Below are 12,503 nucleotides of genomic sequence, written 5' to 3'. Positions count from 1 at the left end.
TGTCCGTGAGGATAAGTTCGCGCGCCAATTTTGAATCGAGGAAACAATCCATGAAACGACTCTTCACCGTCCTTCTCGCGGCATCCGTTCTGGCGATGCCGTTGGCTGCGACAGCGCAGGTCAAGCAAGCGCCTGCCAGCAAGTCCGTGGCTGTCGAGAAGAATGCCGTGAAGAAGAGGGTCGTTATCCGCAAGGGTGGCTGGGTGAAGGGGCGGCGTCTCTCGGCTTCGGATCGCCGCCGCGCCATTGACATCGACTACCGCAGCAACCACCTGACGGCCCCACCGCATGGATATCACTGGGTTCGCATCAACAACAGCATTCTGCTGGTCGGCATCACCAGTGGCCTCATCTCCAAGGTGCGTGAAGGGCATTAAGCCTTTCGCCGTTTCGCTCATCGACAGGTCGTAATGAAAAATCCCCGATCTTTGGTCGGGGATTTTCGTATGCGTGCCTGATCAAGCTGTTTGCATGCAATATCCGGAGGGCGATCTCGCTCACCCGATCTTGCGTCACATATCAGTTCAAGCGGCCTGCGGCGTGAGCCAGCATCGTGTAGACCTTGCCGGTATCCGAGGTCAGGTAGGACTGCGTTGCGGTGCGATCACGATCCGTGCGGGCGACATCGGCAAGCAGCTTCTCGAAATCTGCGATGTAACGATCGACGGCGGTGCGGAACTCCGGCTCGCGATCATACTTGCGCTTGATCTCATCGAATGTCTGCTGACCCTTCAGCGTATAAAGGCGGCGGGTGAACACATCCCGTTCGCCGCGCTGATAACGGCGCCACAGATCAACCGAAGCGTCATGATCGATGGCGCGGGCGATATCGACCGAGAGTGAGTTCAACGATTCCACCACGTGCCGTGGATTGCGTGCTGCAGGAGCGGATGGCTGCTCCGGCTGCGCCCTCGGGGCTACCTGGCGCGCAGGCGGCAGGTCGGCATTTTCGTCACGCGAGGCTCCACGCAGCAAGTCGCTGATCCAGCCGCCGCCGACACTGGTTTCTTGGCGAACAGGAGCGGGCGTTTCCGCCGGGCGCTGCGGTTGGGCCGCAGGACGTTCGGAGGAAATCGAGCCGCGCAGGCCGAGAGCTTCGATCGACGGCTGCTGCGGCTGTGGCGCCGGCTGCTGCACGCTCTGTTGGGGCGCCGGCTGTGGAGCAGGCTGCTGTGGCCTTGGAGCAGGAGCCGCGGTTACGGTCGGGGCAGGAGCCGCCGGGCGCGGGCGCGGTGCCGGCTCCGCATCGGCCAGAGCACGGGCTGCTGGTGCGGAAATTTCAAGCTGCTGCGTCGAGCGGCCGACGATCTGCGAAATATCCTGCAGAGCCTTGATCTGCTCCGAAACGGCGCGACGCATGGCGGCGGCACTTTCCTTGGCTTCTTCCGGCAGGTCGAAGGCACCGCGCTTCAGTTCGCTGCGCGTAAGATCCAGTTCGCGGCGGATATCGCCGGCCGAGCGACGGATCTCTTCCGTTGCCCCGGCGAAGCGGCCGATCGCATCATCGACGGCGACGCGAAGGGTTTCGCGCAGCTGCTCGGCAGCGCCCTCAGATGTTTTGCCGGCTTCGGCAAACATCCGCTCGACATCCGACAACGACGATGTCAGGCCACCACGAAGACGGTTGGTGAGATCACTGGAGCGACGCTCGGCGCTGGCAAATGTGCTCTCCACGGCCTGACTTGCTTCCTCACCGGCCTTCTGAAGTGCGCCGCGCATGCTTTCCGCCGCATCTTCGGCGCGCTTCTCCGTTTCGGAGAGAACGCGGCCGATATCCGCGAAGGACGACTGAACGCTCTGGCGCAGATTGCCGGTGACTTGGTTGGAACGCTGTTCGGCGCGGTCGAAGGCGGTCTCCACCATCGAGCCAAGGGCGCGCATGGTGTTCTCGATTTCTTCCGAGCGCTGAACGAGGCCAACCGCCAGGTTCTGCAATGCCGTTTCGCGTTCTTCCAGCGTCGACACCAGGTTCGACTGAGCCGCGCCAAGAAGCTGGGACGCCTGCGTCAGCACCTTGGAGTGATCGTCGAAGCGACCGACGATGTTGCCGACCTGCGACAGGGTCTGACCAGTGATTTCCGACAGCTTGTCGACCTTGCCTTCGAGAAGGCGGCTGGAGGCTGACACCATCTCGCCGGCCTTGGCGGCGGAGTCGGCAAACCGTACCGACGTTGCCGCAAGGCGGTCATCGACGCTCGAGAATTCGGCCGCGGCGTTGGTCAAAAGGCCCGCGATAGCGGAGTTGTTGTCCGCAAGACGGGCAATGATGCCGTTGACGCTGGCCAGCAGGTTGTTTTCGAGTGCGCTGACGGCGCCGACGGCATGCTCGGTGCGCGATGCGATGGCGTTGATGAGAGCCGTATTCTCGGCGCGCAGACGCTCGGTGCTTTCCTGCGCTGCTGCCGTGATGAGGGCTGCTGCCTCCTGGCCCGTTGCTGCGTAGCGATCCACGATCGGGCGAGCCTTTTCGTCGATCAGACGCGACAGCTCGGTGGAGCGTCCGGCCAGCATCGAATTCAGTTCGCGGGTGCGTTCATCGAGCGAGGTCCGGATCGAAGAGCCGCGTGCTTCCAATGCCTTGTCGACATCGGTGAGCGTGGTATCGATTTCGCGGGCGCGATCTTCAAGCGATGCCCGAATGGCGGCACTGCGTTCTTCAAGCGCGCGCTCGACCTGAGACATGCTGGAAACGAGCTTGTCGCTGCCGTCGGCGAGCGTGTTGCGGATGGCGGCACCACGGGTTTCCAGCGATTGCTCGGCAGACGAGAGCGCCTGCGAGATCGTGTTGACCTGATTGCTGACGAGGCCTTCGGCTTCGGCAACCTTGTTGATGATCGCGTTGCCTGCTTCCGAGAAGGTCTGCGCTACGGCAGCGGCCTGGCTCGCAAGGCGGTTCTGCGTCTCGGAGACCCGGTTGACCAGATCGTCGGAGCGCTCGGTCATGGTGCGGGTAAAGGTGTCGCTGTGGCTGCCGAGATTGTCGGCAAACTGCTGGCCGGTATTTGCCAGCAGATCGGCGGTGCGTGTCGCTTCGCTGTCCATGCCCTGGGCGGCATCGGCGACTGCGGTGCGCAGCGTCGTGGCGAGATTGGCGGCTTTCCCTTCGATCGTGCGGTTGACGGCGTCGAGGCCGACATTGAGGGCGCGATCCATCGTCGACAGGCGTTCTTCGATCCGCGCTGCAGCCTCGCTGCCGCTATGGTCGATCTGGGCTGCGCCCGAGGCCAAGGTATCGGACAGGCGGTTGCCTGCCGCATCGACCTGGGCGGTCACACCGGTAACACCTTTGTGGATGCGGTTTTCGAGTGCCGACAGGCTTTCCTCGACACGCGAACCGGTTTCAGCGAAGCGGCTCGTCATACCGTCGATCGACTGATTGAGGTTGGACGAGAAGTTTTCCGCAGAGCGGGCGATATCGCCGGCGGCCTGCTGAATTCGGCCGGCAATGTCGCCAGCGCCGCTGTTCAGACGGTCTTCGAGTGTCCGTGCGCTGGCATCGATGGTTTGACGCAGCGAAGCTTCGCGATCTTCCAGCGACATTTCGAGCATGCTGGCGCTGGTGGCGATCGAGGTGCCGATGGCGGTCGTCTGCTCCATCAGCGTGTTGTCGATCTGTGCATGCGCATCGCGCAGCGTCAGGCTGATCGCATTGCTGCGGTCTTCCAGCGTGGAACGCATGCGCTCGTAAGCCGAGGCAAGGTTCTGGTCCATCTGGGACAGCCCGGTGCCAAGCGTGTTCTCGAGTTGGCGCGTCGTGCTGCCGAGTGCGTTTTCGACCCGATCGGAGCTGCTGCTGAGCAGGTCGGACAGGGATTCCGTATGTGCGGCAAGCGAACGATCGAGACGATCCTGGTTTTCGGTATAAGCGGCGCGTATGGCATCCGCCTTGTCGCCGAAGGCACCGGCTACACGGGATTCCGCACCGGAAACGCTGTCAAGCAAAGCGTTGGCCCGCGATTCCAGGGTGCTTTCGAAACGGCTCTGATTTTCGGCGAGCGAGATCGCGAAAGCCATGCTCTTGTCGTCGAGCGTGTTGGTCAGCGCTTCATGACCGCTGTTTACGGTGTGAGCGATGGCCTGTGCGCTGCTCGACAGGGTTTCTTCGAGCTTGCTCTGGTTCTCGGACAGGGTGATCGCCAACGCCATCGTCCGGTCGTCGAGGCTGTTGATGATCTTGTCATGCGTGCCTGCGACGGTGCTGGACAGCGCGTCGAGACGGTTGGACAGCGTGTCTTCCAGGCGCGATTGTGTGTCGGAGAGCGAAATGGCAAGCGCCATCGCCTTGTCGTCAAGCGCATCGGCCAGAGCGGCATGGTTGTTGGTGAATGCGCTGGCGATGGCCTCGGCGCGATTGGCAAGCGTTGCCTCGAGGCGGGACTGGCCGTTCGTCAGAACATCGGAAAGGGCGCTCGTCTTGCCATCCAGCGTATTGGCGACACGCTCGGCGTGGCCGGAAACGGTGTCTTCCAGACGCGCCTGCGTCTCGGACAGAGCAATGGCCAACGCCATGGTTCTGTCGTCGATTGCATTGGTGACGCTTTCGGCATGGCCGGAAACCGTGCTTTCGAGACGGGCCTGGCTTTCGGAGAGCGCGACGGCGAGCGCCATCGTTCTATCGTCCAACGCATCGGCCAAGGCTGCGTGATTGCCGGCAAATGCCTTGATGATCTCCTCGGCGCGATTGGAGAGAGTTTCTTCTAGGCGGCTCTGCCCGCTGCTCAACGCGGCGGCAAGTGCGCCGGTCTTGCCATCGATCGTGTCAGCAACGCGATCGGCATGGCCGGAGACTGTCTCTTCAAGTCGTGCCTGGCTCTCGGAAAGCGCGATGGCGAGCGCCATCGTCCTGTCGTCGAGCGCGTTGGTGACGGCTTCCGCATGTCCGGACACCGTGCTTTCAAGACGTGCCTGGCCTTCGGCGAGGGCGCGGGCGAGGGCGCCGGTCTTGCCGTCCAAGGTTTCGGAAACGCGATCGGCATGGCCGGAGACGGTTTCTTCAAGGCGTGCCTGGCTCTCGGAAAGAGCGATGGCGAGCGCCATCGTTCTATCGTCAAGCGCGTTGGTGACGCTTTCAGCGTGACCGGAAACCGTATTTTCGAGACGGGTCTGACCCTCGGCAAGTGCTCGAGCAATGGCCTTGGTCTTCTCGTCCAGAGTGCCGGCAACCTGCTCGGCATGGCCGGATACGGTGTCTTCGAGACGCGACTGGCTTTCCGACAGGGCAATCGCGAGCGCCATGGTCTTGTCGTCGAGCGTTTCGGCGAGCTTGCCATGGGTATCGGCAATGGTGCTGGCAATCGTATCCGCGCGGCTCGCCAGGGTATTTTCAAGGCGCAGCTGGTTTTCTGCCAGCGAGATCGCGAGCATCGACGTGCGTTCGTCAAGTGCTGCGGTCAGATGCTGATGCGAACCGGTGACAGCGCTGACGATGCCCTCCGAACGTTCGGCCAAAGTCTGTTCGAAACGCGTCTGATTGTCGGACAGCGCACCGAAGAGGGCGGTGCTGCGCGACGCCATGACGGCATCGATACGCTCATGCGCGGAACCCAGAGCCTGCGTGATTTCGCTGGTGCGCGACGATAGCGTGTTGTTGATCTCCGTGGCGCCACCGGTGAAGGCCGTGGTGAGCTCTTCCGTACCGCTTCGCAAAGCGGTCGTGACGTCCCGCGTCACGCCTTCGATCGCATTGGTAAAGCTGCTTGCGTGGGTGGAGATGGCGGTGTTCAGCTCGCCGGTGCCGGATGCCAGCGCGGACGAGATTCCGCTGGTGGCGTTCTGCAGCGCGGACGTGATCTCGTCGGCCTTGGAGCCGATCGCGCTTTCGAGCACTTCCTGGCTGGTCGCCAGCGTGGTTGCAAGCGCGAAGGACTGGTCGGTGAGCGAGGCGCCGAGGCGCTCGATGCTGGAGGTCAGGATACCCTCCAAAGCGTCCGAGTTGCTGCCGAGGGACTGATTGATCTGCGCGAGGCTCTCGGTGAGCTTGCTGTCGAGCGTTCCGGCGCGCTTGTCGAACGCCGAGGTGAACTCGGAAACGCGCTCGTCGAACGTGGTGGACAGCTGTGCGATCGTCGACTGGAAGCGCTCTTCGAAGAAGCCCGACCGAAGATCGATATCCATAATGGCGTCATCGGCCGTCGACTGCAGGGTCTGGCGGAAGCTGGAGCTCTTCTCGTCGAGCGACGTATTGAGCTTGGCCAGCACGTTATCCAGCGTGCCCGTGATCGTCCGCTCGCCGCCGCTGAGGCTTTCGCTGATTTCCTTCGTGCGCGCAACCAGCGTCTCGTTGAGCTGGCGGGCACGGTCGTTCAGCGCGTTGTTGAGCTTTTCCGTATTGGCATCAAGCGTGGAGGCACGCGTCTCGAACTGGCCGAGAAGCTCCTTGCCGCGTTCGCTGAGAGACGACGAAAGTGCGTCAAGGCGCGAGTCGAATTCGTGGCTGAGCGCGAGGCCGGAGGCATTCAGGTTCTGCAGCAGGCTGTCCGTCTTCGCTGCCAGGAGCGTGCCGAGTGCCTGGACGGCGGAATCCGACTTCTCCATCAGCGCGGCGGCGCGCGTGTCGATCATCGACGCGAAAGCTTCGCCTGAAGTGGACAGGCGAACGGCGATTTCTTCGGTCGCCAGCGACAGGTCTTCCTTGATCTGGTCGTGAACGCCGGAGATCGAGGAACGGATGCGTTCGGCGTGGTTGACGATGGCATCACGCTCGGCGCCGAGCTCGTGAACGAGGCCGCGCACGCGCAGTTCGTTGTCTGCGTAGCTGCGCTCGAGAGCGTTGACTTCGGTGTGAACAAGCGTTTCGAGTTCGGTGGCGCGTGCGATGGTGCGCTCGATGCCTTCGTTCATCGCCGAGACTTCGCGGCGAACGGCCTGGCCGACCGTCATGATACGCTCGGATGCAACCGTTTCCGGCTCGACGAGGCGCAGCGCCACTTCCGCCATGGAGCGTGCGGCGTTGCGCATGTCGTGCGCACGCGAAATCATCATGCCGAAGGCATAGAACAACAGCACGGGAACAACGACGCCGACGATGCAGGCGATGACGCCGGGAAGAGCAGCCAGATCGGCAACGGAGTGGATATTCCGGATCTGTGTTCCGTAAAGCAGGAACGCCAGACCGACGCCGCCAATGATCCAGAACAGCGAAACGATGGTGGCGTTGCGGACTGCACGGCTTTGCGAGCCGCCATCCAATGCCTTCAGGATACTCGCGGAACTCGCCCGATTGCCGTCGTTCGCTGCGGCGAGGTTCGGGCTCTTTGGCGCTTCGGCGGAGCGGGTTGCAGGTGCGCTGCGCGCGCTTGCGGCGTTGCGGGCCGCGTCGTCCTTGGTCTGTCTTATAGGCTGTTTGGGCGGCTCAGACACTTTTCGCTCCGGGACATCACGTGTGGGACCGCTGCGAGACTCAGAGTTCTCGTCACTGAAGTCGATCTGCAAAGCTTCGTCCAATGCCTGGAAGGCTTTGTCCTCGACCGACTCTATGTACTTTTTGTTCGCCATGCGGTTACGCCTCGTTACAAACTCACTCGGGCTTGCCGTGTCGTTTCCGGAAATTCCGCCGCGTCCGGAAAAGACGAACCCTGCCTCCCGCGAGGTCCTCCATCACCGTTCTGTACCGAGGATGGATTTCCCATTACATTTCAGAGTGGATAAATGCTTTTTCAAACGGATGTTATGAAAACATTACCATCATCCACTTCTTGGGCAAAGGCATGTGCCATCCACCCAATTCACTAGTATCGTAGTGACACATTCCCCCCCGTATGACAATTAACCCCACCTTAAAGCCGGTGGATCATTAAGGTACGATTAACCTTTTTCTCACGTCCAACGTCATGAAAACCCAATATTTTGGGCATGTTTAACGCGCGTTAACCATGTCGCGAGTTTTACGCCCTCAATGTGCCAGAATTTAACTCGATGGCCATGCGCTGACCGCAACTATGCGGCAGGTCGCTAAAACAGTCACAGTTAAAGGACGGGAGCGTTAGCACATGGCAGCATTGAATATCGCATTTGAATCTCCGGATAATTCGCGAGGCCCTACACCATCCTGGGAGCGGGCAATCGATCTCGTTCATCTCGGAAAGCAGACCATGGGCGATAAGGCGCTGGAGGTCGAGGTGCTGCAGATGTTTGCGCGGCAGGCTCGCTCCTGCCTCCATGAAATCGCCAGCGGCGACGAAACGCGGATCGTTGCTGCATCCCATAAGCTCAAGGGTGCGGCGAGCGCGGTTGGCGCTTTCCGGGTCGCGGATGCGGCCGGAGCACTTGAGTGCGATGCTGGCGATGCCGCACACATGGCAGCGGTCACCACCTGTGTGGTCGAGGCCGAGAACTTCATTCTGAAGCTTTCGCGCTGATCCGGGCATCCGAGAGACAGTAATGCACGCCTTTGCGCCGCCAAGCGGGAATTCCGTTTTGGCGGCGCAAATGTTGACTGCCCAAGCGAATTGTTGGAAGTAAAATTCCGGATCGTCCTTCACCCACGAATTTCGGAATTCACAGACATGACCAAATTGACCATCGTCGCCTTCGACGGCACACGCTTTGATCTCAACGTCGACGAAGGCTCCACCGTGATGGAAAATGCCGTGCGCAACTCGGTGCCCGGTATCGAAGCCGAATGTGGCGGCGCCTGCGCATGTGCTACCTGTCATGTCTATGTCGATGAGGAATGGACCGAGAGGGTCGGCAGTCCCGAGGCCATGGAAGAAGACATGCTGGACTTCGCCTTCGATGTTCGGCCGACGTCGCGCCTCTCCTGTCAGATCAAGATGAAGGGCTCTCTCGACGGGCTCGTCGTTCACGTGCCCGAGCGTCAGGCCTGATAATGGACGACTGCGCGGCATAGGCCGCGCAGGTGCAGCATGGCGTGGATCGAAGCCCGGTTCTTATCTGCCTCAAAAAGAAGCCCCGCTCAGCCAGTAGCAGCGAGCGAGGCGAGGCGGGCGCATCACCGCAGGCAAGGGAGGAAACACCTGCGGCTTCAGGATGCGCCAGGAGAACAGGTAGCGCATGCTTTGAAAAGCAAAATCCAGACTGCGCGGAAGATCACACACACCCGCCGACGCAGGCATTCAAAATCGTTTTTCTAGAGATTTCACGCGGTCTTTTCGAATCAGCCGGTGTATTTTTCTCTATGACTCATAGGAAAAACCTATTTCAGATTCTCGTAAAGTTCAAAGAACGACAAGGTTGGACGATTCACAGATATAGTGGCCGTTTTCACACAATTTGCGCCATATCAGCTGTGATTTGTGTGAATATGCAGGCTGCGAAGCCTACTGCCGGCCATTTTTCTGGGTTCGGTAATAGAGCAGCCTCTGTAGGCGGTTCTGAAAATTGATCGCTTCGATGCGATCGAAACGGGCCTGGTCGGCATCGTGTCGTTCGGTTTCCCGTGTCGTGACCTCGTTCGCCTTGTCCTGAAGTGCGTCGCAATCGTTGGCAGAAGGCAGGGCCAGGATGAGCTTTTCCATTTGCCGGGCATGCTGGCGGGCAATTTCGACGTGCCGATCCTCATGACGTCTTATATCGGCTGACAATGTGTCCCAGATGATCGAAAGCTGCTTGCTCGCGCCGCGCCGATCGCGCCATCGCGGCAGGATGATCTCGGTTTCGACCGTTACCTTCACACCGGAGATATAGCAGCGGCCGTTCGCCTCGCTGTAGGTCGCGTTGCCGCCAAAACGAATTCGGGTCGCGCCCGGATGATGGCTGCTGGAGCCCATGGCAAGCGGTCCGCGCTCGTTTAGCGCCGCATCGAGCTCGTCAGCCGTTGTACCCTTGATATCGAAATAAGAAATGGATTTGCGCGCGACCACCTCGGCATCGGCCATTCCGGGCATGCAGAGCGCGAGCAGAAAAGTACACGAAAGACGGATCTTATGGGATGCAAGCGGCATTCGTGACGCAACCATGTTGAACTTCCGCGAACCTTGCGGCATAGCCACTGTGAGCGCAATATCAGGCGCAAGGTTTTTTCATTTTCAATGGGATGGGACTGTTCGTGATCGAGCTTAGCAGCCAAAAGTGGCATGTCGCGCATGGGCGCAGCATCGAGCTTGGCCTGAAGAGCGTCATCATGGCGATCGTCAACGTAACGCCGGATTCCTTTTCGGACGGCGGTCATTATGAAGCCGTCGACGCGGCTGTCGCGCATGCGCTTGCCTGTGTCGAGGCCAGTGCCGACATCGTCGATATCGGCGGCGAATCGACCAAGCCCGGTGCGGCAGCGGTCAACGCCAGCGAGGAGCAGGGCCGGGTCCTTCCGGTCATCGAGGCCTTGCGCGGCAAGACCGATGCATTGATCTCGATCGATACCTATCGCGCCGACACAGCGCGGCTGGCGATCGGCGCCGGCGCGCATATCGTCAACGATGTCTTTGGCCTGCAACGCGAAGCTGATATCGCTGTCGTCGCAGCGCATACGGGCGCCGGGCTTTGCATCATGCATACGGGTCGCGACCGGCACAAGCTGTCGGATGTGATCGACGATCAGTTCGTGTTCCTCAACCGCTCGCTCGATATTGCCGCAGCGGCGGGTGTCGACAGACGCAATATCGTGCTCGATCCCGGCTTCGGGTTTGCCAAGGAGAGCGCGGAAGAAAATCTCGAGCTGATGGCGCGTTTCAACGCGCTGCTGCGCTTTGACCTGCCTTTGCTGGTGGGCACGTCCCGCAAGCGATTCGTCGGCACGATCACGGGGCGGGATGCGGCTGATCGCGATGTCGGAACGGCAGCGACCAGCGCGATACTACGCCTGCAGGGAGCAGCCCTATTCCGCGTACACAATGTCGCAATCAACAGGGACGCGCTGGCGGTTGCGGATGCTATTCTCAAGACGCGCGCGAGACTTAAAGCATGATCCCCATCATAAGGGAGCGGTTTTCGGACGCCGTTGTGCCTGTTCGAAACGGAGGGACGCCATGAGCGCTGTGACATATACAATTACGCTGCAGAACTGTGCTTTCTTTGCCCGTCATGGCGTGTATGACGAGGAAGAATTCCTCGGGCAGCGGTTCTTCGTCGATGCCGAACTCGACGTAGAGGCCGGCGATGCGCTGGAGCGCGATTCGATCGACGATACCGTCAATTACGGCATTGCCTTTACGGTCATCGAGGAGATCGTGACCGGCCGTCGCCGTTATCTGATCGAAGCGCTGGCCCTCGATGTCGCCAAGGAATTGTGCCGGCGCTTTCCGAGCATTCGCCGCGCCAAGGTTACGTTGCGTAAGCCCAATGCGCCGGTTCCGGGCGTTCTCGATTATGTACAGGTGAGTGTTGAGCATTTTGCCTGAGACAACAGCAGTGCGTGCGACGCTTGGTTTGGGTGGCAATCTGGATAATCCGGTGCGGGCAATGGCGCTCGCATTGCGTACGCTCGACGGACGCGACGACGTGACAGTCGTTGCTGTTTCGCGGGTCTATCGCACGCCTCCCTGGGGCAAAACGGATCAATCCTTCTTCTACAATTCCTGCGCCGCGGTCGACACGACGCTGTCTCCGGAAGCTCTGCTCGACGTCTGCCTTGAAATAGAGCGTGAGATGAAGCGCGTCCGTATCGAACGCTGGGGACCTCGAACGATCGACATCGATGTCCTGACCTATGGCGACATCGAGCAGACTGAACCGCTTCTGACCATCCCGCATCCGCGCATGACCGAGCGAGGTTTCGTGTTGATGCCGCTTGCCGACTTCGCGGCGGATCTCATGGTGAGCGGTCGCAAGGTGGCCGATTGGCTGGGCGACGTCGATGTTGAAGGCATCGAGATTTCAGATGAAAGCCATGAATGGTGGCGAACGGCGTGACGAGATGTGCAAAAGCAAAAGGCCGGCAACTTGCCGGCCTTTTGCTTTTGAGAGAGATATCCGAACCTTACTGGATCGATCCGACGGCCATCTGATCGACATCCGCGCGCTTCAGCGTGACGCCGATCACCGGAACCATCTGCTCACCGACCTTGACCGAGATCGTGACGTTCATCGACTTGTTGTCGGATACGCGGGCGATCATGGCGCCGTTCAGCTTCTGGCGGTTCAATCCGAGGACAACCGTGCTGTCATTGACCGTACCGGACGTAACATCCAGACCCTTGCCGGCTGCGCCGTCAAGGAACTTTCCGCTATAGGAGCCGCCGCTCTGCGTGATCTCTGCCGACATCGGCTGCTGGAAAACGCCGACGCGGCAGGTGCCGTCGAGCTTCACGCCGGCATTGCTGCCATCCAGCGGCTTGCCCGTGAGGCTGCAGGTAAACTTTGTGCCCTTGTACTTCCCGGCGACGATCTCGCCCGGACCGTTCCAGGAGCCGGCGACGGATTGGAAGAAAGCCTTGTCGCGGGGAGCCGCTTCGGCCGAATGTACCCAAACACCCGTGGAGAGGGTCGCGGCGGCAAGGCCGCTTACAAGAAGAAATTGACGCGAAAACATGGACATTCCCTAGCGAGGCGGAACCGTAAATCTGGTTCCCACTTTTGCCCGATAATGGTTAATGCTTGGTTTCCTG

The 12,503-nt window shown here is 60.4% G+C and carries 9 protein-coding genes; 6 read left to right on the top strand and 3 right to left on the bottom strand.

Features of this window, described 5'->3' with window-relative positions; all coding sequences use genetic code 11:
- The first annotated feature begins 50 nt into the window (after positions 1-50).
- Entirely contained in the window at positions 51-377 is a 327-nt protein-coding gene (locus HGP17_RS05455) for an RcnB family protein (RefSeq protein WP_168806621.1), read from the top strand.
- Positions 378-519: 142 nt separating this feature from the next.
- Here HGP17_RS05455 and HGP17_RS05450 read toward each other — a convergent pair whose 3' ends face one another.
- The gene (locus tag HGP17_RS05450; protein ID WP_168806619.1) at positions 520-7,494 is read right to left on the bottom strand and encodes a hypothetical protein; all 6,975 of its coding nucleotides are present in this window, start codon (positions 7,492-7,494) and stop codon (positions 520-522) included.
- Between the two features lie 494 nt (positions 7,495-7,988).
- Between HGP17_RS05450 and HGP17_RS05445 the strand changes: the two genes are divergently transcribed.
- The gene (locus tag HGP17_RS05445; RefSeq protein WP_168806617.1) at positions 7,989-8,357 is read left to right on the top strand and encodes an Hpt domain-containing protein; all 369 of its coding nucleotides are present in this window, start codon (positions 7,989-7,991) and stop codon (positions 8,355-8,357) included.
- A 147-nt stretch (positions 8,358-8,504) separates the two neighbouring features.
- On the top strand, positions 8,505-8,825 hold the full coding sequence (locus tag HGP17_RS05440; protein WP_168806615.1) for a 2Fe-2S iron-sulfur cluster-binding protein: 321 nt from the start codon (positions 8,505-8,507) through the stop codon (positions 8,823-8,825).
- A 453-nt stretch (positions 8,826-9,278) separates the two neighbouring features.
- Here the strand turns inward: HGP17_RS05440 and HGP17_RS05435 are convergent, their stop codons facing one another.
- A complete protein-coding gene (locus HGP17_RS05435) occupies positions 9,279-9,902 on the bottom strand; it encodes a DUF922 domain-containing protein (RefSeq protein ID WP_168808106.1) in 624 nt (207 codons plus the stop codon).
- Positions 9,903-9,994: 92 nt separating this feature from the next.
- Here HGP17_RS05435 and folP point away from each other — a divergent pair, with 92 nt between their 5' ends.
- The 3 genes from folP (at position 9,995) to folK (ending at position 11,808) form a co-directional block, all read left to right on the top strand.
- Positions 9,995-10,864, top strand: a complete 870-nt coding sequence (gene folP / locus HGP17_RS05430; RefSeq protein ID WP_168806613.1) for a dihydropteroate synthase — start codon at positions 9,995-9,997, stop codon at positions 10,862-10,864.
- 61 nt (positions 10,865-10,925) lie between these two features.
- Entirely contained in the window at positions 10,926-11,297 is a 372-nt protein-coding gene (gene folB / locus HGP17_RS05425; RefSeq protein WP_168806611.1) for a dihydroneopterin aldolase, read from the top strand.
- Positions 11,290-11,808: a 2-amino-4-hydroxy-6-hydroxymethyldihydropteridine diphosphokinase gene (folK, locus tag HGP17_RS05420; RefSeq protein WP_168806609.1), complete on the top strand. Its 519-nt coding sequence runs from the start codon at positions 11,290-11,292 to the stop codon at positions 11,806-11,808. Before folB ends, folK begins: the two co-directional genes overlap by 8 nt.
- A 67-nt stretch (positions 11,809-11,875) precedes the next feature.
- Here folK and HGP17_RS05415 read toward each other — a convergent pair whose 3' ends face one another.
- Positions 11,876-12,427 carry a hypothetical protein gene (locus tag HGP17_RS05415; protein ID WP_168806607.1) on the bottom strand — a complete coding sequence of 184 codons (552 nt, stop codon included), beginning with the start codon at positions 12,425-12,427 and terminating at the stop codon, positions 11,876-11,878.
- Between the last annotated feature and the right edge of the window lie 76 nt (positions 12,428-12,503).

This window comes from Rhizobium sp. P38BS-XIX (assembly GCF_012641435.1).
Lineage (GTDB): Bacteria > Pseudomonadota > Alphaproteobacteria > Rhizobiales > Rhizobiaceae > Rhizobium.
Note: the sequence above shows the minus strand (reverse complement) of the source record. Positions and strands in the feature narration are given on the sequence as shown.

Coding starts and splice junctions, on each gene's coding strand:
- HGP17_RS05435 (WP_168808106.1), bottom strand. CDS start 9,902: ATGCCGCTTGCATCCCATAAGATCCGTCTTTCGTGTACTTTTCTGCTC.
- HGP17_RS05450 (WP_168806619.1), bottom strand. CDS start 7,494: ATGGCGAACAAAAAGTACATAGAGTCGGTCGAGGACAAAGCCTTCCAG.
- folP (WP_168806613.1), top strand. CDS start 9,995: ATGGGACTGTTCGTGATCGAGCTTAGCAGCCAAAAGTGGCATGTCGCG.
- HGP17_RS05415 (WP_168806607.1), bottom strand. CDS start 12,427: ATGTTTTCGCGTCAATTTCTTCTTGTAAGCGGCCTTGCCGCCGCGACC.
- folB (WP_168806611.1), top strand. CDS start 10,926: ATGAGCGCTGTGACATATACAATTACGCTGCAGAACTGTGCTTTCTTT.
- HGP17_RS05445 (WP_168806617.1), top strand. CDS start 7,989: ATGGCAGCATTGAATATCGCATTTGAATCTCCGGATAATTCGCGAGGC.
- HGP17_RS05455 (WP_168806621.1), top strand. CDS start 51: ATGAAACGACTCTTCACCGTCCTTCTCGCGGCATCCGTTCTGGCGATG.
- HGP17_RS05440 (WP_168806615.1), top strand. CDS start 8,505: ATGACCAAATTGACCATCGTCGCCTTCGACGGCACACGCTTTGATCTC.